The sequence below is a fragment of the Mycolicibacterium chengduense genome (genome assembly GCF_033741155.1).
GTDB lineage: Bacteria > Actinomycetota > Actinomycetes > Mycobacteriales > Mycobacteriaceae > Mycobacterium.
On record NZ_JAWQNH010000010.1, the window covers coordinates 1 to 25,433 of the forward strand.

Annotated in this window: 21 protein-coding genes; 15 read left to right on the plus strand and 6 right to left on the minus strand. The window is 68.2% G+C overall.

The window, feature by feature from the left end; translation table 11 throughout:
• The 5 genes from SBI67_RS27565 to SBI67_RS27585 form a co-directional block, all read left to right on the plus strand.
• A partial coding sequence (locus SBI67_RS27565) for an MMPL family transporter (protein ID WP_318983626.1) occupies positions 1–429 on the plus strand: 429 nt, incomplete at its 5' end.
• A gap of 104 nt (positions 430–533) precedes the next feature.
• Positions 534–896, plus strand: coding sequence for a DUF732 domain-containing protein (locus tag SBI67_RS27570; protein ID WP_318983731.1), 363 nt, complete (start codon positions 534–536; stop codon positions 894–896).
• Between the two features lie 15 nt (positions 897–911).
• Entirely contained in the window at positions 912–1,358 is a 447-nt protein-coding gene (locus tag SBI67_RS27575; RefSeq protein ID WP_318983732.1) for a DUF5078 domain-containing protein, read from the plus strand.
• A 58-nt stretch (positions 1,359–1,416) separates the two neighbouring features.
• Positions 1,417–3,426, plus strand: a complete 2,010-nt coding sequence (locus SBI67_RS27580) for an SDR family oxidoreductase (protein ID WP_318983627.1) — start codon at positions 1,417–1,419, stop codon at positions 3,424–3,426.
• A 24-nt stretch (positions 3,427–3,450) separates the two neighbouring features.
• Positions 3,451–4,500 (plus strand): nucleoside hydrolase, encoded by a 1,050-nt coding sequence (locus SBI67_RS27585; protein ID WP_318983628.1) that lies wholly within the window; start codon positions 3,451–3,453, stop codon positions 4,498–4,500.
• A 34-nt stretch (positions 4,501–4,534) separates the two neighbouring features.
• Here SBI67_RS27585 and SBI67_RS27590 read toward each other — a convergent pair whose 3' ends face one another.
• Positions 4,535–5,260 carry a glucosamine-6-phosphate deaminase gene (locus SBI67_RS27590; protein WP_318983629.1) on the minus strand — a complete coding sequence of 242 codons (726 nt, stop codon included), beginning with the start codon at positions 5,258–5,260 and terminating at the stop codon, positions 4,535–4,537.
• Between the two features lie 112 nt (positions 5,261–5,372).
• Here SBI67_RS27590 and SBI67_RS27595 point away from each other — a divergent pair, with 112 nt between their 5' ends.
• On the plus strand, positions 5,373–6,227 hold the full coding sequence (locus SBI67_RS27595; RefSeq protein WP_318983630.1) for a GntR family transcriptional regulator: 855 nt from the start codon (positions 5,373–5,375) through the stop codon (positions 6,225–6,227).
• Between the two features lie 13 nt (positions 6,228–6,240).
• Here the strand turns inward: SBI67_RS27595 and SBI67_RS27600 are convergent, their stop codons facing one another.
• Genes SBI67_RS27600 through SBI67_RS27610 form a run of 3 tightly spaced genes read right to left on the minus strand, consistent with a single transcriptional unit; the run spans position 6,241 to position 9,820 of the window.
• Positions 6,241–7,920 carry a dipeptide ABC transporter ATP-binding protein gene (locus tag SBI67_RS27600; protein ID WP_318983631.1) on the minus strand — a complete coding sequence of 560 codons (1,680 nt, stop codon included), beginning with the start codon at positions 7,918–7,920 and terminating at the stop codon, positions 6,241–6,243.
• On the minus strand, positions 7,917–8,867 hold the full coding sequence (locus SBI67_RS27605) for an ABC transporter permease (protein ID WP_318983632.1): 951 nt from the start codon (positions 8,865–8,867) through the stop codon (positions 7,917–7,919). Before SBI67_RS27605 ends, SBI67_RS27600 begins: the two co-directional genes overlap by 4 nt.
• Positions 8,864–9,820: an ABC transporter permease gene (locus SBI67_RS27610; RefSeq protein WP_318983633.1), complete on the minus strand. Its 957-nt coding sequence runs from the start codon at positions 9,818–9,820 to the stop codon at positions 8,864–8,866. Before SBI67_RS27610 ends, SBI67_RS27605 begins: the two co-directional genes overlap by 4 nt.
• A gap of 157 nt (positions 9,821–9,977) precedes the next feature.
• Between SBI67_RS27610 and SBI67_RS27615 the strand changes: the two genes are divergently transcribed.
• From SBI67_RS27615 to SBI67_RS27640, 6 genes are read left to right on the plus strand one after another with little or no spacing between them, the layout of a single operon-like run.
• On the plus strand, positions 9,978–11,630 hold the full coding sequence (locus SBI67_RS27615) for an ABC transporter substrate-binding protein (RefSeq protein WP_318983634.1): 1,653 nt from the start codon (positions 9,978–9,980) through the stop codon (positions 11,628–11,630).
• Positions 11,627–13,117, plus strand: coding sequence for a leucyl aminopeptidase family protein (locus SBI67_RS27620; RefSeq protein ID WP_318983635.1), 1,491 nt, complete (start codon positions 11,627–11,629; stop codon positions 13,115–13,117). Before SBI67_RS27615 ends, SBI67_RS27620 begins: the two co-directional genes overlap by 4 nt.
• 56 nt (positions 13,118–13,173) lie before the next feature.
• A complete protein-coding gene (locus SBI67_RS27625; protein ID WP_318983636.1) occupies positions 13,174–14,523 on the plus strand; it encodes an aspartate aminotransferase family protein in 1,350 nt (449 codons plus the stop codon).
• Entirely contained in the window at positions 14,513–15,985 is a 1,473-nt protein-coding gene (locus tag SBI67_RS27630; protein WP_318983637.1) for a xylulokinase, read from the plus strand. The genes SBI67_RS27625 and SBI67_RS27630 overlap by 11 nt, the downstream gene beginning before the upstream one ends.
• Positions 15,986–15,987: 2 nt before the next feature.
• Positions 15,988–17,274: a diaminopimelate decarboxylase gene (gene lysA / locus SBI67_RS27635; protein WP_318983638.1), complete on the plus strand. Its 1,287-nt coding sequence runs from the start codon at positions 15,988–15,990 to the stop codon at positions 17,272–17,274.
• Positions 17,267–18,922, plus strand: coding sequence for a serine hydrolase domain-containing protein (locus tag SBI67_RS27640; protein WP_318983639.1), 1,656 nt, complete (start codon positions 17,267–17,269; stop codon positions 18,920–18,922). Before lysA ends, SBI67_RS27640 begins: the two co-directional genes overlap by 8 nt.
• Positions 18,923–18,942: 20 nt before the next feature.
• Here the strand turns inward: SBI67_RS27640 and SBI67_RS27645 are convergent, their stop codons facing one another.
• Entirely contained in the window at positions 18,943–20,490 is a 1,548-nt protein-coding gene (locus SBI67_RS27645; protein WP_318983733.1) for a DNA polymerase Y family protein, read from the minus strand.
• Between the two features lie 28 nt (positions 20,491–20,518).
• Positions 20,519–21,214, minus strand: coding sequence for a DnaE2-dependent mutagenesis accessory factor ImuA' (locus SBI67_RS27650; protein WP_318983640.1), 696 nt, complete (start codon positions 21,212–21,214; stop codon positions 20,519–20,521).
• A gap of 348 nt (positions 21,215–21,562) precedes the next feature.
• On the opposite strand from SBI67_RS27650, the gene SBI67_RS27655 reads away from it, so the two are divergent.
• From SBI67_RS27655 to SBI67_RS27665, 3 genes are read left to right on the plus strand one after another with little or no spacing between them, the layout of a single operon-like run.
• A complete protein-coding gene (locus SBI67_RS27655) occupies positions 21,563–21,817 on the plus strand; it encodes a hypothetical protein (protein ID WP_266046455.1) in 255 nt (84 codons plus the stop codon).
• Between the two features lie 53 nt (positions 21,818–21,870).
• Positions 21,871–23,481 (plus strand): S53 family peptidase, encoded by a 1,611-nt coding sequence (locus SBI67_RS27660; RefSeq protein WP_413232580.1) that lies wholly within the window; start codon positions 21,871–21,873, stop codon positions 23,479–23,481.
• Positions 23,481–25,430 (plus strand): zinc ribbon domain-containing protein, encoded by a 1,950-nt coding sequence (locus SBI67_RS27665; RefSeq protein WP_318983641.1) that lies wholly within the window; start codon positions 23,481–23,483, stop codon positions 25,428–25,430. The genes SBI67_RS27660 and SBI67_RS27665 overlap by 1 nt, the downstream gene beginning before the upstream one ends.
• The last annotated feature ends 3 nt before the right edge of the window (positions 25,431–25,433 follow it).

Consider the following 25,433-nt stretch of genomic DNA (forward strand, 5'->3'; position numbering starts at 1 on the left):
CCCCTGACGAATGACGCAGCCCAGCCGCTGTTCAGCGCGGGCAACGATATCGGCGTCAACGGGGGCCGCACCGCACACACCGTACTTCAGCGACGCTCCCGATACCGCGAAGAGCTGTCGGCGGGCATTCGCACCGGCCTGATCCGCACCATTGCCGGCTCCGGCAATGTGGCTGTCACCGCCGCCTTGGTTCTCGCCGGCACCATGCTCGCCATGCTGTCCAGCGACGTGGTCAACATCGGCCAAGCCGGAGCGACGATCTGTATCGGACTGGTCTTCGACATGATGATCGTGAGGCTGTTCCTCGTCATGCCGCTGGCCCGGGTCCTCGGCCCGTGGTTCTGGTGGCCCCAGAAAGTACCTACTCGTCGAACCGCGCGATTCGGTGAGCACTCGAACGTCGCAGCTGGAACCGGTGAATCCGGATGATGCCGGCAGTGTTCATCGACGTGGTCAACAAGACCCGGGCCCGCGGATCCGGCAGCGACAGCAAGGGCTCATCGGAAGTACTCACCCTCGACGAAGGACATTCAATGCACCGGTTCCTTGCGAATGGTATTGCGGCGGCGGCGATCATCTCCGGATTCACGCTGGCTGCACCCGCCCAAGCCGATCCGGCCTATGACCGGGATCCGGACACCAACTTCGCCCACGAATTGCACACCTACGGCATCTACGGCCAAAAGGACTACAACGCCTGGATCGGCAAACTGGTCTGCAAACGCCTGGCCAACAACGTCGACCACGACGCCTACGCCTCAGCCACATTCATCGGCGACAACCTCGACCGCCACAACACCACCGAACAGAACTGGCAGTTCCTCGGTGCCGCCCTGAACTACTACTGCCCCGACAAACGCGTCATCCTCGACCAGGTCGCGGCCGCCCAGCACTAGGAAGGAACGCCCATGATGCACAAGACCATCCGATTCGGTGTCGCCGCCGCAGCCCTGGCCGGCACCCTGGCCACCCCCGGCATCGCCTCAGCCGACGCCACCGACGACTACCCCATCCCCAACCGCATCCTCAAAACTCCCTGCACCGCCGAACAGATCATGGCCGCCGCCCGCGACGTCGAACCCGTCTACTACGAGCGCTACATGATCGACTACAACAACAAACCCGCCGCCGACCAACAAGGCGCCCAAGACCGCATCCACTGGTTCTTCTCCCTGGACTACGCCGGACGGCGCCAATACTCCGAAGACACCGCCACCAACGCCTTCTACGAACAAATGTCCTGGCGCTGGCCCAACTGGGCCAAACTGTTCTTCAACAACAAAGGTGTGGCCGCCCACACCACCGACATCTGCCAGAACTACCCAGCAGGCGACATGTCCGTCTGGGACTGGCACTGAGACGCGGTCCCGAAAACCCATGGTTGACGCGCGCCGCCACAAGGACGACCATGACCGCATGAATTATGTCGTTACCGGCGGTACTGGGTTTATCGGCCGCCGCATCGTGTCACGGCTGCTGCAGCGCGATGACCAGGCGCAGGTCTGGGTGCTGGTGCGGCGGGGGTCGCTCGGCCGCTTCGAGCAGCTCGCGCAATCCTGGGGGTCGCGGGTCAAACCACTGGTGGGAGATCTGGCGGCACCGGGCTTGGGGCTCACCGACGACGTGCTCGCCGAGCTGGGGCCCATCGACCACGTGGTGCACTGCGCGGCGATCTACGACTTCACCGCCCCGGCCGCCCAGCAGCGGACGGCCAACGTGGAGGGCACCGCCGCCGTCATCGAACTGACCCGGCGGTTGGGTGCCACCTTGGAGCATCTGTCCTCCATCGCGGTCGCCGGCAGCTATCCGGGGGTCTACACCGAAGACGATTTCGACGTCGCCCAGGATCTGCCCACGCCGTACCACCAGACCAAGTTCGAGGCCGAACAACTGGTCCGGGCCAGCGGGCTGCGATACCGGATCTATCGGCCCGCGGCGGTCGTCGGCGACTCCCGCACCGGCGAGATGGACAAGGTGGACGGCCCGTACTACTTCTTCGGGTTGCTCGCAAAACTGGCGGCACTGCCCCGCGTCACCCCGATGGTGCTGCCCGACGTCGGGCGCACCAACGTCGTGCCGGTGGACTATGTCGTCGACGCCGTCGTCCATCTCATGCACAGCCCCGGCCGCGAGGGCGAGACATTCCACCTGACCGCGCCGAAATCGATTGGTCTGCGCGGCATCTACCGTGGGGTGGCGAGCGAGGCGGGCCTGCCGCCCCTGCGCGGCGCGCTCCCCACCGTGACGGTGACACCGGTGCTCAAGGCGACCGGGCGGGCCAAGATCCTGCGCAATATGGCCGCCGTGCAGCTCGGGATCCCGGCCGAAATCCTCGATGTCGTCGACCTCGCCCCCACCTTCACCGCCGAGCGCACGGTAGAAGCACTGCGCGGCACCGGCATCGAGGTGCCCGAATTCGCAACGTACGCACCGAAGCTGTGGCGTTACTGGGCCGAACACCTGGACCCGGACCGGGCCCGCCGGGACGACCCGGACGGTCCGCTGGTCGGACGGCACGTCATCATCACCGGAGCCTCCAGTGGTATCGGCCGGGCATCCGCGGTCGCCGTCGCACAACGCGGGGCAACGGTTTTCGCCCTGGCCCGCAACGCCGATGCGCTCGACGAGCTGGTCGACGAGATCCGTGCTGCCGGTGGGAAAGCCCACGCCTTCACCTGTGACGTCACCGACTCGGCGTCGGTGGAACACACCGTCAAGGACATCCTCGGCCGGTTCGGGCACGTGGATTATCTGGTGAACAACGCCGGACGGTCGATCCGCCGGTCCGTGGCGGCCTCCACAGACCGCCTGCACGATTACGAGCGGGTGATGGCGGTCAACTACTTCGGCGCGGTCCGCATGGTGCTCGCGCTGCTACCGCATTGGCGGGAAAGGCGTTTCGGGCACGTGGTGAACGTGTCGAGCGCGGGTGTCCAGGCCAACAGTCCGAAATACAGCGCCTACCTGCCGAGCAAGGCTGCCTTGGATGCCTTCGCCGAGGTGGTCGGCACCGAGACGCTCTCGGATCACATCACCTTCACCAACATCCACATGCCGCTGGTGAGCACGCCGATGATCGCACCGTCCAAACGGCTGAACCCGATGCCGCCGATCACCGCCGAGCATGCCGCCGCCATGGTGGTGCGCGGCCTGATCGAGAAGCCGGCCCGGATCGACACCCCGGTCGGCACGCTGGCTGATCTCGGAACCTACTTCACCCCGCGGCTGTCGCGGCGGGTGCTGCATCAGATCTACCTGGGTTACCCGGATTCGGCGGCCGCCAGGGGTGAGGCCGTACCCGCACCGAACGCCGATGCACCGCCGGTGACACGCCAGCCCAAGCGCGCCGTCCGTGCCCCCCGGACCGCGCGAGTGCCCCGGCCGGTCAAGCGAGCCGTCCGGCTGATACCGGGGGTGCACTGGTAACAGTCGCGTCCTAGGGTGGGCGACGTGACAGGCGCAACGAGGCAGCCGGTGTTCGCCGACGTGGACACCGGTGTCGATGACGCGATGGCTCTGGCGTACCTGTTCGCCAGTGCCGACGCCGAAGTGGTGGGCATCGCGTCGACGGCGGGCAACGTGCCGGTGGATCGGGTGTGCGCCAACAACCTGGGCCTGCTGGCGTTGTGCGGCGTCACCGGGGTCGAGGTGTCCAGGGGCGCCGAGAATCCGCTGAGCATCCCGTTGCGCACGGCCGAGGACACCCACGGCCCAGAAGGTTTGGGCTACGCCCGGTTACCGGCCGCCGATCAGACACTGACGCCGTATGACGCCGCCGAAGCCTGGGTGGGCGCCGCTCATGCGTATCCCGGTGAGCTGATCGGGTTGGTCACCGGGCCGCTGACCAATCTGGCGCTGGCGCTGCGCAAGGAACCGGCGCTGCCGAGGCTGCTGCGCCGGCTGGTGATCATGGGTGGGGCGTTCGACTATCGCGGTAACACCACGGCCGTCGCGGAGTGGAACATCAGTGTCGATCCGGAGGCCGCGGCCGAGGTGTTCGCCGTCTGGGGTGCGGCGTGGGGTCTGCACAAACCGACGCACCTGCCGATCATCCTGGGCCTCAACCTCACCGAGAACGCGGTGATGACACCGTCGATCCTGGCCCGGCTCGCGGCGGCGGCCGGGGCACCGTCGACGCCGATGAGTGTGCTCGACGATCGCGGTACCCGGTCCACCGCGGCCAACCCGTTGATCCGGGTGCTCGAGGACGCGATGCGGTTCTACTTCGAGTTCCATTTCGACCAGGGCGAAGGGTATCTCGCGCATCTGCACGACCCCCTGGCCGCGGCCGTGGCCCTGGATCCGGAGTTGGTGCGCTACCGGCAGGCCACCGTCGACGTCGAATTGACCGGAACTCTGACCCGTGCCATGACGGTGGCCGACTGGAACGGCCGGTGGGGCCGCGACCTCAATGCGCACGTCGGGGTCGAGGTCGATCCGACCGTCTTCTTCGACCGGTTCATCGCGCGGGTGGGTCCGTTCGCGCAGGGGCTGGCCTGACCATCTCGGCCCGCCGCGCAGCCCGAGGATCACCTCACCCCAGTCGGGCGGCGGCCGCCTCGTCGAGCACCAGCACGGCCCGATCGTGACGCTGCAGGATGGACGCCGGACAGCATGGCGTGACGGGTCCGTCCACGGCAGCGGCCACGGCAGCGGCCTTCGCCGGACCCGTGGCGATCAGCACGGCGATCCGCGCGTCCATGATGGTGCCCAGGCCTTGTGTCACGCAGCGGTCGGGCACGTCCTGCGGCCTGTCGAAGAATCGAGCGTTGTCCCTGCGGGTCGAGTCGGTCAGCGTCGCGACCCTGGTGCGGGAGTCGAAGGGCGACATCGGTTCGTTGAATCCGAGATGACCATTACGCCCGATGCCGAGCACTTGGACGTCGACACCGCCGGCAGCGGCGATGGCGTCCTCGAAGTCGGCGCAGGCCGCCGGCAAATCGTCGGCGATACCGTTGGGCACCAGCACGTTCCGCGGGTGCAGCCGCAGCGGCTCGGTGACCGTGGTGCGGATGACGTGGGCATAGCTGCGCGGGTCGTGCGGCGCCAACCCGACATACTCGTCGAGGGCGAATCCCCGCACTGCGGTCATGTCGAGGCCCGCGGCCACCCGGGCGGCGAGTTCGGCGTAGAGACCGAGCGGGCTGGATCCGGTGGCGAGCCCGAGCACCGCCGCGGGCTCGGTGCGCACCACGTCGGTGACGATATCGGCCGCCGCGACGGCCACACCAGCGGGGTCCGGGGCAACGATGATTTTCACGTCAATCCTCATTCCTTGTATAACAATGTGTGAAGATTCGATGAGACGGCTACTCTGCGGGCACTGAAGGAAGGCCCCGGATGGTCGGTCGCCGGCCGACCCTGGAGGATTTGTGACCGAAGGCGCACCGAAGAGCGGCGCGCGATCGCGCGACAAGGGATCCCCACGCGCCCTTCGCTATCAGCACGTCTACGACCTCGTCGTGTCCATGATCGAAGAGCGCGGGATGACCGAGGGTGATCAGCTGCCCAGTACGGCCGAGCTTGCCGAGATGGCCGGGGTCAGTGTGATCTCGGTGCGCCGTGCGCTCGACGAACTGACCCGCAGCGGCAAGATCGTGCGCCATCAGGGCGTCGGCACGTTCGTGGCGCCACAGCGCCTCGTCAGCGAACCGTCGCGTCCCGGCGCGCTCTTGGAGACGCTCAAGAGCCAGGGCGACGAAGTGCAGCTCGATACGGAACTGGTCAGCATGCTGGTCGGGCTGCCCAGCCCCAAACATGCGGCAGCCCTTGGCATCGACGCCGGGCAGCCGGTGTGGGAGATCTGCCGACTGCGCCGGCTCGGCAGCGCCCCGAAGGTCCTGGAGAAGGCCGTGCTGCCGCTCAGTATCGTGCCGGCGCTCGACGAGAATCGCCTCGCCGACGGTGAGTCGCTCTATGACTTCCTCGCCGAACGATACGGCTTCACCGACGACTTCGTCGAGCAGGTCTTCGAGGTCGATCACCCCAATTCGTGGGAACGCGAACACCTTCGGCTTGCCACGAAGGATTACGTGGTGCGGATTCGGGGGGTCAGCGTCAATGGCGCCGGCGTGGCGTTCGACAGCTTCCAGCAGACCTACCCGGCCCGCGAATTCCTGTTCTATGTCTCGGGCAGTTCCAGTCCACGGCTGATGGAACCGGACAACAACGGGCCGTGGTCGGTTCGTCCGCTGGGCACTCCCCCACCGGCAGCTCGCTCGCGTTGACGGCACGCTGCCGTCAGGACAGGTGATGGTGTTGCGGATCGGGGCTGGGGACACTGTCCAACAATTTCCTGGTGTAGTCGGCGGTGGGCTCGTTGACGATCCGCCACGGTGCACCTGACTCGACGATTCGACCGTCGCGCATCACGACGATCCGGTCCGCGTAGGCCGCGGCCGTCGAAAGATCGTGGGTGATCATCAGGATGCCCATCCGATGCTCACGCCGGAGATTGTCGAGGAGTTCGAGCACCCCGGTGCGCACCGACACATCGAGCATGGAGACCGGCTCGTCGGCCAGCAGCAGACGCGGGCGCAACACCAAGCTCGCGGCTATCGCGACGCGCTGGCGTTGCCCGCCGGAAAGCTCGTGCGGGTAGCGCTGGGCGAGTGCCTCCGGGTCGAGGCCAACATCGCGCAGCGTCTCGGCCACCAGGGCACGACGCTGTCGCCGATCACCGCCCATGCGATGCACCACAAGCGGTTCCAGCACGGTGTCCTCGACCCGTAGTCGCCCGTCGAGTGCCTCGTAGGGATCCTGGTAGATCATCTGGACGTTACGACGGAGCGGCCGCCAGGCCCGCGGCCCGAGATCGGTGATCTCGACCCCGTCGATGCGGATGGAGCCCGACCGTACCGGTTGCATTCCCAGAATCGCTTGCAGGGTGGTGGTCTTGCCGCAGCCGGACTGGCCGACCAGGGCGACCAGCTCCCCTTCGGCAACCGTCAGGCTGACATTGGCCACCGCGTCGGAGGGCGCGGCCGCGGTCGGCGCTGGCGCAGCCCGCCTGGACAGCCATCGGCGGCCCGGCCGGAGCGCGAGGTCGCCGTAGGTCACCCGCAGGTCGGTGACCTCGAGCAAGGGAGCTTTCGCATCGGGCGCTTCGGCCAGTGGGCGGACATCGGCGAGGTTAGGTGTGGCCTCGAACAACGCCCGGGTGTACGGATGAGCCGGACGCCGATAGAGATCGTCGACCGAGCCTTCCTCCACGATCTCGCCGGCCCGCATCACCGCGGCGCGGGTGCAGGCCTGGGCCACCACCCCGAGATCGTGAGTGACCAGCACCAGCGCCAGTCCGAGTTCCGTGCACAGCCGGACCAGCAGGCGCAACACCTGGTCCTGGACCACGACGTCGAGCGCCGTGGTCGGCTCGTCGGCGAGCAAGACCTTGGGTTCGCACGCGAGCGCCATCGCGATCACCGCCCGCTGCTTCATCCCTCCGGACAGTTGGTGCGGGTATTTGGCATCAGTGCCCGACGGGAGTCCGACCAGGTCGAGTAGTTCCTTGGTCCGCTCGAGTGCGGCTGCGCCCCGGGCGATTCCGTGCACCTCGAGCGCCTCCCGGATCTGCCAACCGACCGTCTTCACCGGGTTGAAGGCACTCATCGCACCCTGGAACACCATGGCGATGTCGGTCCATCGATGCGGCCGGATGCCGGCTTCCCCGTCGGCGATGACATTGTGGCCGTCGACACGCACTTGCCCGCCGACTGTCGCGGACGCGGGGAGCAGCCCGATGGCGGCCAGGATGGTCGTGGTCTTACCGCAGCCGGATTCGCCCACCAGGCCGACCCGTTCGCCGGGTGCGACCTTCAGCGAGACGTTCTTGACCGTGTGAATCGGGTTGTCGCGCGGGTGATCCCGCGGATCGAACCAGACGTTCAGGTCCACCAGCTCGAGTGCGTTCGACTCGGTCACAGGGCGTCCTCTCCGCGGCCGACCAACGGCCGCAGTCGCCACGATGTGGTCGACAGATAGGAAGATCGCAGCCGCGGATTGAGTCCGTCCTCGATGGAATTGCCCACCAGGTAACAGCCGACGATCAGGGCGGCCACACACAATCCGGCGGGAACGATGGACCACCAGGCCCCAGTGCTGACCGCACCCCGCTCGAACGCGTGCTCCATGATGGTTCCCCAGGTCACGGCCGTCGGATCGGACAGGCCGAGGAACGCCAATGCCGTCTCGTTGAAGATGGCCAGTGTGATGGCCAGGACGGTGTTGGCGATCAGCAGCGGACCGAGTTGAGGGACGATGTGCGTCAGGATGATCCGGGTGTGCCCGGCCCCGATCGACACCGCCCGCCGCACGTATACCCGCTCGCGCAGACTCTTCACCTGAGCCCGGACCACCCGCGCCGTGCTGGTCCACATCAGGAAGCCGATCACCAGGATGACGTGGCTCAGGCTGGGCCCCCACACCGCGGCGACCACGATCATCAGCACGATCTGCGGAATAACCATGAAGTAGTCGGTGATTCGCATCAGGACGGTGTCCACCCACCCGCCGAAGTAGCCGGAGAGCACGCCGAACACCGCTCCGATCACGATGGCGATGACGGCCGCGGTGAAGCCGACGAACATGGACACCTGACCGCCCTGCAACACCAGGCTGAGCATGTCGATGCCGCCGTCGTCACACCCCAGCCAGTGCCGGGCCGACGGTGGTTCGAACACCGCACAACTGGGCAGCGAGGTGCTGTACGGCTTGATCAAGCCGGAGAACACCGACACGATCAAAAACAGCCCGATGACCACGAATCCGATGATCGCGGCCGGCGTGCCCGACGCGGTGCGCAGCGCCGCCCAGGCGCCCCGGCGCGGCGCCGGCATCGACGATGTGGCCACGATCGATTCCTCGCTCACTGCCCGACCCGCGGGTCGAGGCGGAAGTACAGCAGATCGGCAAGGTAGTTGAGGACGACCACGGTGACCGTGATCGCCAGGAAACCGCCCTGAAGCATCGGATAATCCCGTTGCAGGACAGCGTCATACAGTGCCCGACCGATACCCGGCCAGGAGAAGATCACCTCGACCAGGATGGAGCCGCTGACCACCGCGCCCAGCGACAATGCCACCTGGGTGATGGTCGGCAGGGCCGCATTGCGCAGGGCGTACGCCCAGATGATCCGGCGTCGGGACAGACCCTTTGCACGGGCGGTCAAGATGTAGTCCTCACCGAGCGTTTCCAGCATCGCGGACCTGACGATGAGGGCATTCTCGGCATACAGCGTCAGGACCAGGGTGAGTGCGGGCAAGGTCATGTGCCGAACGACGTCGAGGAACTGCTCACCAGGGGAGAGCGCGACCGCGAACGGGTCCGCCATGCCCACCGAGGGCAGCACGCCGGCGAACAGGATGAGCAGCATCATGCCGAGAAACTGCGTCGGGAAGGCGTAGAACGCCACCGCGATTCCGGTGGATAGGTGATCGCCGACGGTGTTGCGCCGGACCGCCCCGTAGACCCCGACCGCGATACCCAGGACGATGGCGATCACCGTGCCGGTTGTCACCATCGGCAGGGTGTTGCCGAACGCCTCCACCAAGTTGTCCAGCACGGGTTGGCGGTTGGTGAAGGACACGCCAAGATTGCCATGAGCGAGCTGCTCCAGGTATCGCAGGTACTGCTCCCACAACGACTTGTCGAGCCCGAACTGAGCTTCGAGCGCAGCCCGGAGCTCCGGTGAGGCGTTGGGCACGCGGGACACCCGGGTGACGGCGTCGCCGGGGAGAACCCGGAACAACACAAAATTCACGGTCAGGGCGACGAAGATGGTCAGCAGCGCGAAAAGTGTGCGCTTCCAGAGGTACCCCGCCACCGGCAGCCCTTCCTGTTGACGACACTTGAGCTAGTCATCATACTAAGCACGCCAAGTGAACCACGTGTTACGAACTGTCACGTAGGTCGAGGCCTTCAGCGGCGAAGAAAATCAACCGGTCGCCGGGCCCCAGCCCGCAGGACGAGGGAAGGTCCAGATGAAGTTCCGCCGAATATGTGCAGTGGTCTCGATCGCCGCGGCAGCCGCCGCACTGGCCGGCTGCGGGGGCTCCACCAGCTCCCAGGAGTCGAACGCACCGGTATTGCGCATCGGGGTGAGCGCCTCGATCGACTCACTGAATCCGTTCGTGTCCAGCTCGGACTACAGCAACGTCACCTACCAGTACGTGTATCCGCACCTCACCGAATACGACACCAAGGACCTGTCGTTACAGCCGTCGTTCGCGACCGCCTGGCGCACCTCGCCCGACGGTCTGACGTGGACGTTCGACACCGTCAAGGACGCCAAGTGGTCCGACGGTCAACCCCTGACCGCCAAGGATGCCGCCTTCACGCTGAACACCATCAAGCAGTTCCAGGACGGCCCCACCGGCATGCTGGCCGGATTCATCCACAATCTGGCGTCCGCGACGGCCACCGGAGACAACCAGCTGACCCTCAGCTATACGGCACCGGTCTCCAATGTGCTGGCCCAAATGCAGCAGGTGCCAATCCTTCCCGAACACATCTGGGCGCAGTACGCCACCGGTGACGGCAAGGCGATCACGACCTTCGACAACGGTGCGCCCATGGTGTCGGGCGGCCCGTTCCGGCTCACCCAGTACAAGAAGGACCAGCTCGCCCTGTTCGAGCGCAACCCGAACTGGTGGGGCGCCACCAAACCGCAGATCGGCGGGTTCGGCCTGCAGATCTTCGCCAACTCCGATGCGATGGTGACCGCCCTGCGCACCGGGCAGGTGGACATGATCGGCGAATCGACACCGGCGACCACGGTCCCGTCCCTCAAGGACGCCGGACAAGAGGTCGGGACGACGGCAAGCTCGGGCTTCTACGAGCTGATCATCAACACCAACCCGAAGAAGAAGAACCACCCCGAGTTGTTGAACCCGCAGGTGCGCAAGGCAATCGAGTACGCCATGAACCGCGACGAGATGGTCAGCACGGCCTGGCTCGGGATGGCGACGCCGGGATCGACCATCGTCGCCCCCGCCACCGGATGGCACGATGCTTCCATCAAGGCCCTGCCGTTCGACATCGGCCAGACCAATGCGATTCTCGACGGCCTCGGATACCGCAGGGGCCCCGATGGCATCCGGGTGGCCAACGGCGTGCCGATGTCCTATGACGTCATCTTCCCGACCGAGATCAACGGTGCGGGCGACCGGATGTTCCAGACCGCGCAGAACAGCTTGCGGGAGGCCGGCGTCAACCTGGTCATGCGCAAGATGGACACCGACGCCGCCAGCGCCGCGATCATGGGCGCCGACAACACCTACGACGATTTCGACGTGGCGATGTGGGACTGGATCCCCCCGGTGGATCCCGACTTTCAGCTCAGCGCCCTCACCTGTGCACAGTGGGGCAACAACAACGACAGCGGGTACTGCAACCCCAAGTACGACGAGCTGTACACGGCACAGGGCGTCGCCCGCGATCGCGCCGAGCGGCAGCAGATCATCAACCAGATGCAGCAGATCGCCTTCGACGACCGGCCGTACATCGTGCTCGCCTACCAGAATGTGATCGAGGCGCACTCGCCGAAGTGGACGGGGTTCTTGCTCTCCCCCCTCGTCGGATCGGTGAACAACCTCTCGACCCAGACCCTGCTGCAGGTGCACCCGGTCCCGTGACGGACACTCCGCTGACCCGGCTGCGACCGGATGCGCTGGCCGGCGCGCTGGCCGGCGGTCAGGACATCGACGTCGTGGTCGGTGTGTTCGCCACGGGTGACGGCGTGCGTGGCGGCCGGGGGGCCGCCGCACTCGTCGAGGCGCTGGGCGTGGATGTGGTCGGCCTCGCCGCAGCGGACCCGGATTTCGACGCCAGCCCGGCGGCCCGCTCGGTCGTGGTGCTCGACCGCCCGACAGGTCCCCTGCGAATCGTGTTGGTGGGTTTGGGATCTCGGGTCGAATCGGCCCACGCCCTGTTCGACGCCGCGCTGGCCGCTCGGTGCCCGCGGTCCGTCGCCTCGACGCTCGCGCTGGAATCCAGCGGTGTGCTCGGCGCCGTCGCGCAAGGCCACGCGCTCGGGCGGTGGCAATACCGGCGAACCCCGGAGGCGGTGCTGCCGGGCGGGTCGATCGAGATCGTCGACGATTCCCCGGCCGACGCCCTCACGCCCCTGGCCAGGGCTGCCGTCGTTGCGCGCGCAACGGCCTGGGTGCGACAGCTGGTTCAGACGCCAGCCAACCAGCTGTGCCCCAATGATTTTGCCGCTCAGGTGACCGACTTCGCCGCTCAGCTGGCACCAGACGCGGTCACCGTCACGGTGTGGGACGCCGCGACCCTGCGGACCCGTGGCTTCGGCGGGACTCTAGGGGTGGGTGCCGGCAGCGCGCAGGCCCCGCTCGTCGTGGAGCTGCGGATCGACGGCGCCGGGCCCACAACGGCCTTGGCCGGAAAGGGCATCACCTTCGACTCGGGTGGCATCAACCTCAAACGGGACGCCGGCGAACTCGGTTGGATGAAATCGGATATGGCCGGGGCGGCGTCGGTGGCGGCCGCCGTGATCGGCGCCGCCGCCCTGGGACGACGCGCACCGGTGGTCGCCATCCTGCCGATGGCCGAGAACATGCCGGGACCGGCCGCGCTGCGGCCCGGTGACGTGGTGTCGCACCCCGGCGGGCGCACCACCGAGGTGCTCGACACCGACAGCGAAGGCCGGCTCGTGCTGGCCGATGCGCTGGGTTGGCTTGCCGCGCAACGCCCGGCGCACCTGATCGACGTGGGAACGTTGACCGACTCCGGCGGGCTGGGTCCGGGGTTCTGGGGCTGTTGGGCCACATCGCCCGAACTGGGGGCGGCCGTCGTCGACGCCGGGTCGCGGGCCTTCGACCGCGGCTGGCTGCTGCCCCTGCCGCCGCCGTACGTATCGACCCTGGTGTCCCGCGTCGCCGACACCGCCAACATCTGCCCCGGCATACCCGATACCGGTCAATTGGCGGCTGCGTACTTGCGCACCTTCGTCGGCGAGGTGCCGTGGGTGCACATCGACAACGGTTCGGCTGCGTGGCTGGAGCACGACGCGCATCCGTGGCCGGCCGGCCCTACCGGTACCCCGGTGCGGGCTTTGATTGAATTCCTGTACCCCGCTTCCGCATTCGCGGACGACCACTGACATATGCTTAGTATACTGAGTATGTTTATTACTCAGGACGCGAGGAAAGGCACCCCATGACGACGTTCGACACCACCTTCGCCGAACGGACCGCCACCACCAGGACCCTCTACGAACGCGCGTGCCGCACCATTCCCGGCGGCGCCGGAAGCACGGCACGGCTACCACGCAACGGCTGGAAACCGTATCCCCTCTTCATCTCCGAGGGCCGCGGCTCACGCCTGCGCGATGTCGACGGCAACGAGTACATCGACTACCTGCTCGGCCTCGGCCCGATGATCCTGGGCCACCGGCACCCCGAGGTCACCGCGGCCGTCGCCGGCGCCATCGCCGACTACGGGACCTGCTTCGGCCTGCCCTACGAACTGGAGATCGAAGCCGCCGAGAAGGTGGTGGCCACCGTCCCCGGCCTGGAACAGGTCCGGTTCACCAACTCCGGTTCGGAGGCCGTGGGAACGGCGGTGCGACTGGCCAGGGCCACCACCGGCCGCCGGCTGATCGTCCGCTTCGAGGGCCACTATCACGGCTGGCAGGACACCGTGTATTGGTCCAACCACGTGGACCCCGACCTGGCCGGACCCGCCGACCGGCCCCGGCCCGTCGCGATGGGGCGCGGTGTCCCGGCCGAACTGGCGGACACCCTGGTGGTACTGACCTGGAACGACCCGGACAGCTTCGTCAAGCTGATGACCGAGCGGGGCGATGAGGTGGCGGCGGTGCTCACCGAACCGGCCGTCTTCAACACCGGGTGCATCCTCCCCGAGCCGGGTTACCTCGAACTGCTGCGCGAGCAGACCACCAAACACGGTGCCATGTTGATCTTCGACGAGGTGATCACCGGGTTCCGCTTCGCGCGCGGTGGCGCCCAGGAATGGTTCGGTGTCTACCCGGATCTGACCACCTACGCCAAGGGCATCGGTGGCGGCTTCCCGGTGGCCGCCGTGGGCGGCACGAAGGACGCGATGCGCCTGATCGCCGACGGCACATACTCACACTCGGGCACCTACAACGCCAATGTCGTGCAATGCGCCGCGGTATCGGCGACCATGGACGTACTGGCAACCCCCGGTCTCTACGAGCGGCAGCGCGCACTGGGCGACCGGTTGGGCCGCGGCCTCAAGGCCATCGCCGACGAGAAGGGTATCGACGCGTACGTGGAAGGGATCGGTACGGTGTTCCAACTGTGGTTCACCGACCGCCCCATCAAGAACTGGCGGGACGCGGCGGCACACGCCCGAGAGGATGTCTTCACCCGCTGGTATCAGGAGATGGTGGTGCGCGGGGTGTTGTTCCACCCGCTGCAGTTCGAGAACCTGTTCGTATCGCTGGTGCATACCGATGCCGATATCGACGACACCCTCACCGCGGCCGACGCCGCGCTCACCGTGGTGGCGCGTGAGCGGTAGCACACTGGCGATCGGCATCGACCTCGGGACGAGCAGTCTCAAGGCCGTGGCCGTCGACGCCACCGGTCGCTGCGTCGCGCGGGCCCGCGCCGAGTACCCGACGGCCCAGCCGGAACCCGGTGCAGCCGAACAAGATCCGGCGGATTGGTTGACCTCCTGCGATACCGCGGTTGGCCGGCTCGCCGAGCTGACCGAGCCGCGGTCGTGGCGGGCCATCGGCCTGTCGGCCATGTTGCCCACCCTGGTGAACCTGTCCGGTGACGGCACCCCGGTCGGTGCCGCCGTCACATGGAAGGACGGCCGCGCCGAAGTCGACGGGGACCTCATCGCCGAACGGGTTGGCGCGGATGTGCTCTACCAGCGCACCGGGCAACGGTTCGACGGCCGATATCTGCTTGCGATGCATGCCAGGCGGGTCCGGCTGGGCTTACCGGCGGCCACCATGGTCGCGGGCGCGAAGGACTACCTGTTCCAGGCCCTGACCGGGGAACTGCTGACCGACCCGAGCACGGCGGCCGGTTACGGCGCCTACGATCTGCACACCGAAACATGGGATGGTGCGGTTCTTTCGGCTGCCGGTGTGGCGGCGGTCCCCGACGTCACACCATCGTCGGAGCACCGCCCCCTGACGGCGGCGGTGGCCCGCCGCTGGGGTGTGGAGGCCGGCATCCCCGTCGTCGTCGGAGCGGCGGATTCCGTGCTGGGCGCCTACGGCCTCGGCGTGCACGGCCCCGGGTCCGTGGCCTATATCGCCGGAACCAGCAATGTGATCCTCGGCTGGTCCCCTACCGTGGTCACCGATGCGGCCGGACGCTATCTCGTGACACCGATGGCCGGACCCGGATACGGGCTCGAAATGGATTTACTGGCAACGGGTTCGGCGATGCAGTGGCTGGCCGACCTGCTGGGTGTCGATGCCGGCCCGGCCGCGCTGGCCGAGCTCGCCGCGAGCGCCACGCTGGAGTCCGCACCGTTGGTGCTGCCCTACCTCTCACCGGGAGAGCAAGGGGCGCTGTGGGATCCGCGACTGGTGGGAGCCGTCGAAGGCTTGACGCTGGGCACCACCCGCGCGGAACTGGCGCGTGGATTGCTGGCCGGCATCGTGCTCGAATCACGGCGCTGCCTCGACGTACTGGCGCAGGCCTGCGGAGTGCGGGGAGACATCAGGTTGAGTGGTTCCGGCGGCGCCGCAACGACCTTCCGCCAGGATCTGGCCGACGCGACCGGCCGCACCGTGACCTTCGATCGCCACGAACACGACCATTCGGCGCTGGGCGCGGCCCTGTTCGCCGGACGATCGGCGCTGGGCTGGCCGCACACCGCAGCGGTAGCGCACCACCGGCCCGACATCGTCGAACCCGACCCCGCCATGGCCGCTGTATGGGCCGCGCGATTCGACCGGCACGATGCCGCATGCCAGTCCCAACGCACCAGGGGCGCCTCCCCCGGCCAGGAAAGGTAGCGATGACCACGCTGCGAACGCCCACCGATATCGACCTGTCGCTGTACCCGCAGGGCGCCGCCCTCGATGACCGACAGCGGCTGCTCATCGGCGGGTGCGCCGTGGCCGACCTCGCCGAACAGTACGGCACACCGGCTTATCTGATCGACGAAGGCGCCCTGCGGCGCACGGCCCGGACCTATGTCGAGGCCTTCGGTAGCCGCCATCCCCGCTCGCTGGTGTTGTTCGCCTCGAAGAGCTTCCCTTCGGCGTCGGTGATCGGGGTGGTGGCCGAGGAGGGCTGCGGCGCCGATACCGCCGCCGCGGGTGAGCTCGGGTTGGCGCTGGCCGCCGGAGCCGATCCCGCGCGGATGGTCTTCCACGGCAACGCCAAGACCGACGACGATATCCGCGCCGCCGTCGACGCGCGGGTGCGCTACATCGTCGTCGACAATCTCGATGACGTCGAGCGCATCGCCCGCCTTGCGCGCCAACCGGTTCCGGTGCTGCTGCGGGTGAGCCCGGCCATGGACGCCAAGACCCATGCCGCCATGATGACCGGGCACGACAGCTCCAAGTTCGGCATCCCGTCGGACCAGGTCGCCGAGGTGATCCGGCACATCCGCAACGAGCCGATGCTCGATCTGCGTGGTCTTCATGCGCACGTCGGGTCCCAGCTGCTGGATCTGGACCAGTTCGATGCCGCCGTGCAGGCGCTCGCGGAGTTCGAGCGGTTCGGCGTCTACGATTTCGGCGGCGGTCTGGGGGTGCGCTACACCAGCGCCGATACGGCGCCGTCGATCGACGAGTACGCTCAGCGGCTCGTCTCGGCCGTGCATCGCCATCTCGGTACCGATGTGGAGCTGCTGGTGGAGCCGGGCCGGTCGATGGTGGCCCGCAATGGGATCACCGCCTATCGCGTCGTCACCGTCAAGCGCGGCAAGCGAACTCACCTCGCCGTGGACGGCGGCATGGGCGACAATCTGGAGGTCTCGCTGTACGGGCAGGCCTTCCAACCGTCGGTGATCGACCGCAGCGGGCCCCTCGAGATGGTGGATGTGGTGGGCCGACACTGCGAATCCGGGGACGAGATCGCCCGGGATGTGCCGGTGGTCTCCCCGGTGGTGGGCGACCTGGTCACCGTTCCGGTGACGGGTGCGTACTGCTACACCATGGCCAACAACTACAACACCGCGCTGCGGCCACCCGTGGTGTTCTGCCGCGACGGCAGCTCGCGGCTGGCCGTGCGCCGGGAGACGTTCGACGACCTGCTGCGCCGGGAACAGCTGCTGGCGCGGGCGGATGGCTGAGTCCGCGCGGGCGGTCGCGGCTGCCATCTGCGAACACTGGGCGGTTCCCGGGTGCGCCGTGGTGGCCGTCGATCGGCACGGTGTGGTGTTCTCGCACCGATTCGGGTTTGCCGACCTCGTGGCGGGCACACCGGTCGAACCGCAGCACCGCTTCGAGATCGGTTCGATCAGCAAGGTTTTCACCTCGATGGTGATGCTGCGGCTGGCGCGGCGGGAGTTGATCCGACTCGCCGATCCCGTCGGTGCGGTGCTCGACTGGCTGCCGGAACCGCTGCGCGGGGCCGACATCACCATCGAGCGGCTGCTCAACCACACGGCGGGTCTGGTGGCCGGGGTCGATGCCCTGCCCGACGAGCTCGGTCAGGCCGCGGCCTTCGGCGGCGAGGTGTCCCCTGCCGAACCGGGAACGTTCTTCCACTACTCGAATCTGGGTTTCATCCTGGCGGGCCTGGTGGCGCGGCAGGTGTCGGGGCGTCCGTTGCCGGATCTGGTACGCGACGAGATCCTGCGTCCGCTGGGGATGACGAGCACCATCGCGCGGGTGACGCATGACGATTACCCGTCCTTGGCGCGCGGCTATCAGCCGCTGCGTGACGACCGTCCGTGGATCCCGGGCGACCCGCTGGTGCAGGCCCCCTGGCTGGAAGTTGCCGGTGCCGACGGCAATATCGCCGCCACCGCATCCGATATGGCTCGGTTTGCCCGAATGTTGCTGGGCCGGGGCACAGTGGATGACACGACGGTGTTGGATGCCCACGACTTCGACATCATGGTGAGCAGCACCGCCCCCGACGGCGAAGACATCCCGGTCCTGCCCGGCGTGCCGGCGAGCGACGCCAGCCGCTACGGCCTCGGCATCAACACCGAACGCAACGGTGGGCGCATGGTGCTGTCCCACGGCGGCGGCATGGTGGGCTACGCCTCGTTCCTGCTGGCCGATCTCGACGACGGGATGGCCGTCTGCGTCCTCACCAACGCCAACGGTGATTCCCCGGTCGCCGAGGCGATCGCCCGCAGCGTCGCCGCGGAGTTGCGGCGGCCCGGCACGGTGCCCGTTGGCGGGCTCGACCCGCACTGGTGGAGTGCTGACGACACCCGGGAACTGCTCGGTGAATTCGCCGGTCCCGGCGGGCAGCGCGTGCGGGTCGGTGTCGAGGAACGCGACGGCGACCGGGTCCGGCTGGCCCTGGAGCATGTGGATGCACATGCGGTGGAACGGGCGGCATTGGTACGCACGTGGAGCCGCGGCGCGGTGGCTCGCACACCGTCGCTGGACATGTTCACGTTGGTCTTCCGAGACGGCGTGTGGATGTGGGGCCCGAAGGTTTTCGGTGGTCCGCACCCGGCGGCGGGCACCGAGTCCGATGCCGCGGCGCTGGCACCGTTGTGTGGGCATTACCGCTGCTACTCACCGTGGTTCACGAATTTCCGCGTGGTGGCACGCGGTGGCGGTCTCGTGCTGATCGCCGCCGGCGGGGTCGAGGCCCCCACCGATCACGCCGAACTGGTCGCCGTCGGTGGGTCGACGTTCCGGATCGGCACCGATACGCGGTTGCCCGAGCACCTCGTGTTCGGGCCGGTGATCGGTGGTGTGGCCGCCTGGGTGGATCGCGATGGCTGCCGGTACTCGCGGGCATTCACCGATTAGTCCTGCGCCGCTGCGCACCATCACTCGTAGATCCCCTCCACATACCAGCGGCGCTGCCGGTAACACAGCAGCATGGCAGGCCCCGGCTCGGTGCGGCCGCCGAGCAGCACCTGCGCCCGTGCGGTTCGGCCGGCGCGCGCCGAACCGGGATCCCACCACCGTTCGTCGACCGGCCATGGCCCGGCCCACCACTGCAACACCGCGGAATGTCCCGGTGTTCTCAGCTGGGCCGGGTCGGCGGAGAACAGTCCGCGAGCCGTCACCCGCACCGGATCGCCTTCTGCGTCAAGCAGTTCCACCGGATCGTCGAGCAGGACCGCAGGCGCGGGCTCGGGCAATTGTCCCGGCCACGGCTGGTCCGGGTCGGCCGCGGGCACCGGTTCGTCACCCAGGGCCGTGAAGGTGATGCGCTCGGCGGGTCCGCGCCCCCCGCTGAGCACCGGCACCTGCACCGCCTCCGGCCCCAGCAGGCCCTGCACCCGCACCAGCGCCCGCCTGGCCCGCAGCCGGTCGTCGTCACCCGATGATCCCCACAGCGGCAGCTGCAGCGCACCGGCCGACACCACCTCCACCGGATGCAGCCGCAGCGTGGTGATCGGGCCGGTGGGGCCCGGCCCACCGAGCGAACGCCGCGTGAGCCAGCCGTCAAGTTGCCAGCGCACCCGATCGGCGGTGGCGTCCTCGGTCAGCGGTTCGGCGCACCGCCAAACCCGGTGCAGTTCCTCGCCATTGGCGGTGACCGCTTGGATGGCCAGCCGGGTGCAACCCACACCGGCGGACTCCAGGCTGCGGTGCAGCTCGCCGGCCAACGACCGGCCGGCGAAAGCCGCCGCGTCCACCCGGTCGATCGGCGGATCGCAGTGCAGCACGGCATCGAGGTCACGTTCCGGTTCGCGCCCCGACGGCCCGCGGGACGACTCGCCGCAGGCGAATCGGTGCGCGATGATCGCATCCGCGCCGAACCGGGAGGCCACATCGGTGCGGGACAGTTCGGCGAACTGTCCGATCTTTCGGATTCCCATGCGCCATAACAGGTCGGCGAGATCTTCTCGCCCGGGTGACGCCAGGCTCGGTTCGGTGGCCAATTCCCGAATGGACAGATCGGACAGGAATGGCGCATCTTCCCCCGGCTCGACGATCCGGCCGGCCCGCGCCGCGAACACCGCCGTGGCCAGTTGGTCGGCAATCCCGGTCTGGCATTCGGCCCCGGCCGCCGCGACCGCGTCGACCAACCGTTCCGCCGCGGCATGCTCGGATCCGAAATAGCGGGCCGCACCGCGCACCGGCATGACCAGCAGGCCGGGCCGCAGCACCTCCGCGCGGGGCACCACCTCGTCGACCGCCGCCGTCACCCCTTCGAAATGGCGGGCGTCGCGGGCCGGGTCGGCGGCGCTGACGGACAACTGCGGGCACCGGGCCTGGGCCTCCCGCCGGCGCAGACCGCGCCGCACCCCGGCGGCCCGCGCCGATGCCGAACACGCGATGACCCGGTTGGCCAACGTCACCGCGATCGGATCGGTGGCTGCCAGACCGGCGGCCGAGGCCGCGGCCACCGCGGGCCAATCCATGCACCAGAGCGCGAGAACCCGGGACACGCTAGCCACCCACGGCACGGGCCAGTCCGGGGATGCGACCGCGGCTGCGGGTCACCAACCGCACCCGGCCGATCCGCCCGCACCCGGGCACCGGTCCGGCAGCACCCGCGCCGATCACCTCATATCCACTGACGGCGGCATCCAGCCGGGCCTGCGCCCCCGGCCAATCCCCACCGGTGACCAACAGCGTGCACCCCTTCTGCCGGGCCCGCGCCGTCACCGCTCGGGCCCGGGTCGCCGGAACCACCCGGCCGGCCAGGTCCAGAACCACCAGATCCAAACCGTCCAGCAGGACCGCGGCCACCTCGACCGGATCGGCACCGGGGTCCGGGATGACCGCGATCCGGCTCAGGTCCGCCCCCATCTCGGCCGCGGCCAGCAGGCAGGCCCGGGGTTGCCCGACGATCGCGGCATGCCCGCCGGCTGCCGTCACCGCGGCCACCATGCTCAGCGGGAGCGACCTGGCCCCGGTGAGCACGGCCGCGGTCCCGCGCGGCAACGCCACCGGAAGCCTCCCGGCAAGGGTTTCCGGGATTGTCAGCAAACTTTCCGACTCGGGTTCTGGGGTATCCGCACGCACCCCGCCCCGACTTCGGGAGCCGACCCGGGCCGAAACTTCGGCTATTCTTCGCCTCAGGTGTTCAACCTGGTCATCGCGATTTATGCGCTGCACGTCCAGGCCGGAAGACACTGTCACAGCAGCACCTCCCGCACCATCAGTTTCAGCCGTATTCGAACGCATGTTCGATCGCTCGAGTAAACACTTCTCCGGAATCACCGTCAAGCGCAACCCGACGGCTTGCCCCAACCCCCGCGCAGCCGCGCCGACGGCCGACTAGGCCACGGGGCGAGGCCCTGTGTAATGCCTGTGCGCCCACCTGGGCGCTGCGCTAAAGTCTGGGCACCAGAACCCGCTTCGGGAGGGGACTGATGCACGGGTGCACAGCGAATCACCAGGTAAGATGGCCGTGAACCGTGCGGGATCGACAACGATTCCCCGAAGGCCGGCTCATACACCACTCGGGGGAGAGGTAAGGACCGCATCATGAATTCACATCTGACCCGCCGCGTCTCGGCGGCCATCGGGGGCGCTGCCATCCTCGCGATGATCGGCTTCACCGCCGCCTGTAGCTCCGAGGAGAAAAAGTCTCCCGAGACGTCGACCACCACCACGACCACCACCACGACGGCCCCGTCGGTCGAGCCCACCGAGAAGTCGATCAGCCCCTCCGGCGGTAACAAGTTCACCCCCACGGTGAAGGCCCCGCCGGCGCCGACCGCCATCCCCGGGGACAACTGACCCGCCGGTACGAGTGAGCCGGGCCCGCAATACGCGGGTCCGGCACCTCGAACGTGAACCGACACCACACGGGTATCGCCCACTGGCTACCGGCGCTCCTACTGGCCGGTGTGCTGGTCTTTGCTTCTGATCTGCCGATCAGCCGACATTTCTTGGGGGCCAACCTCATCCAGGGCCCCTATGCGTCGCTGCTGGCTGCCTCCACCGACCTCGGCCCGGCCCGGCAGCAGCAGATCCAGCTGACGGCGGCGCTCACCGGTCATCAGCGTCCCGACGATCTGATGACCTGGACCCAGGCCCGGGGACTCACGGTCTCCTGGCGCCCGAGTGACGACTGGGCCATTGTCGAGGGCAACCCGGACGCCATAGCGCGCGCCTTCGACGTCACCGTGCACGACTACCGGGGCAAGCAGGGCCAGCAGTTCTACGCCTCGCCCCAGCAGCCTCAGGTGCCCGAGGCGCTGCGCAGCGAGGTCACCGAACTCGGACGGATCCTGGGCTACACCCCGCACCACGTGTCCCGTCCCGATATCGCGCTGGACGTCCCCGACCGCGGTCTGACCCCCAGTGCCCTGCTGACCACCTACAACGCCGACAAGCTCGTCGCCGACGGCTTCACCGGTAAGGGCACCACGATCGTCATCTTCGCGTTCAGTGGTTACGACCAGAAAGACCTCGACACCTTCGCCAACCTGTTCTCCCTGCCCACGTTCACCCCGGACACGTTCGGTGACCCGCTCCCCGTCGCACACGGCGAGACGACCATGGATCTGCAAGTGGCACACGCCGTTGCACCCGATGCCCGCAAGGTCGTGGTCAACGCCCGGCCGACCGTCCAAGGGGACGGCGCCTACCAGAAGATCGGCAAGCTGTTCGAAGACGTCGACCGGGCCTACCCCGGCGCCATCTGGAGCCTGTCGATCGGCTGGGGCTGCGACAAGTTGCTCACCGCGGCAGATCTGGCCCCGGTGCGGTCGGCGTTGCGGACCGCACAGTCTCATGGCACCACCGCCTACAACGCCAGCGGCGACCTGGCCGGGCTGGAGTGCAAGGGCGGCAGCGACTGGGACTCGGTGCCCGGCCCCGACGACATCGGCCTGGATTCGGTGTCTTCGATCCCCGAGATGACCAGCGTCGGCGGCACCACCCTGTCCACCGACGACCGCGGCACCTGGTTGGCCGAACAGACCTGGTTCGATGTCCCGCTGTCACAGGGCACCGGCGGAGGCGTGTCCACCCTGTTCGACCTGCCGCCGTGGCAACGCGCCGCGGCCGGCCAGGTACCCCCGGCCCGCAACACCGGCAAGCGGATGACACCCGATATCTCCGCGGTGGCCGATCCGTTCACCGGCGTGAAGATCGTGCTGAACGGCGATCTGGTGATCGGCGGCGGCACCTCGCAGTCCGCCCCCATCTGGGCCGGCCTGACCGCGATCATGGACCAGTACCTACTGGCCAACGGAGGCACCCTGATCGGCGAGATCAACCCCCTGCTGTACCGGATCGCGCAGGGCGCCCCCCGGCCCGCCTTCCGGGACATCACCCTCGGCGGCAACGCCGTGGATATCGCCACCCCGGGTTATGACCTGGTCAGCGGACTGGGCACCCCCGACGTAGACAACCTCGCCCGCAATCTGCTCATCGCACAACGAGTCCAGGCCTGATGACCACCACAGACGACACCGGAACCTCTTCCCCGGCACCGGGAATGGTCGAATGCCCGGTCTGCCGGGTCGACGTCCCGGCCGGCAAATACTGCGGACTGTGCGGGGTCCCGCTCGCCGAGCACCAGGCCGGTGACGGACCACACTGGCTGCGCGCCAAGACCTTCAGCGCCGCGCCCGGCCAGCACCTGTTGACCCCGTCGGTCACCAGTTCGTTGTTCCCGCACCTGTCCCCGCGCTCACGCAAGGCCTTCCTCCTGGGACTTGGGCTGCTTCTGGTGGCGCTGACGCTGGCGACGGTGTTCCGGCTGCCCGCCGCGCTCATCACCGTGGCCTCCCTGGGCCTACCGCTGCTGTTCCTGATGTATCTGCGGGAATCCGACCTGGCCGAGGACATTCCGCGCAGCACCCTGGCCTATACGGCGGCACTGGGCATCGGCCTCGGCGTCCTCTGGGTCCTGCTCACCGGCGCGGCGGTGGCCCGCGCCTACGGGGTACCGCTGGGCGCGGGAATCGCCGGAGCGCGCATCATGCGCGACGGTATCGGCATTCCGGTGGGCGCGATGATCATCATGCTGGTTCCCGCCGTCGTGGTCCGGCTGAGCCGTCCCGGGGTCCGGGAAGCGCTGGACGGCTACGCCATCGGTGCTCTCGGTGCCCTCACGTTCACCGGCGCCGCGACACTGACCCGGCTAGCTCCGCAGTTCACCACCGGCATGGTGGCCCGGGCCCGGCCGTTGGACGGCCTGTTGGTCGAGGCGGGTATCCGCGGCATCGCCGTCCCCATCACCGCCGCCGCCGTCGGTGGATTGATCGGCGCCGCACTGTGGTTCACCCGACCACCGACCAAGGCCGGCAACAACCGCGGGTTCGTGCGCCTCACCCTGATCTCGATCGCGGTGATCGTCGTCGCCGTCTATGCCGCGATCGGCCTGATCGACGTGGCTCGCGTCCCGCAATGGCTGCAACTGGCCGTCCATCTGACGCTCTCCATGCTCGCACTGCTGTCGCTGCGCATCGGCCTGCACCTGGCGCTGTTGCACGAGGCCCAGGACGATATGCACGCCGACGAGCCGCTGCTGTGCACCGAGTGCAACCATGTGGTGCCGGATGCCCCGTTCTGCGCCTTCTGCGGTGCCGCGATGCACGCATCGTCGCGCAAATCCCGCAATTCCCGCCGCCAGGAGCGCCCGATCCGGCTCGCCGAGGAGCAGGCCACCGGACCCATCGTGGTCGGACTGGCGCCCGGGTATTCGCTGCACGCCGGGACCTTCGCCGCTCCCCCGCCACGCAAGACGTCGTTCCGCTGGCTGGCCTTGGTGCTGAGCGTCACGATCGTGGTGGTGGCCGCCGGGCTGGTCGGTCTGTCCGGGCTGCTGGCCAAACCGTCGGCCCGGTATGTGTGCCCGCCGGACTGCGGTCGGCCGCCGATGGGACAGCCGGTGACCATCAATCCGCGCTTCACCGCCGCGGACGGCTCCTTCTCGGTGTCCTATCCGTCCCCCGATTCGGCCTACAAGGTGACCACCACCGACAACAGCGTGACAGCGGTATTCGAGGCCAGTGACGGCGGCACCCTGCGGCTGTTCAGCGAGCCGGCCAACGGCCGGTCCCCCCGCGATATCGCCAACGCGTTGGTCAAGAAGACGTTTCCCGACACCAAGATCGCCTACGAGATCCCCAATGCGATGGTCGGATACCAGCCCGGCTACGGCCTGGTCGCCGACTGCTGGCCGCAGGGCGCCATGAGCAGCTACACCCGGATGCGGGTGGTGGTGATCGCGGCCGTCAAGAACGGCGTCGCCCTGGTGGCCGGAGCGGTCGGGCCGTACCACGCCTTCGGACCCGACTTCGGCTCGGGGAAACCCTCGGCGGTCGGCCTGGAGATCGCGCTGGACATGGGCAAGTACGTCAACAGCTTCAGCTGGCGGGGCGACCCGCCGCGCTGAAAC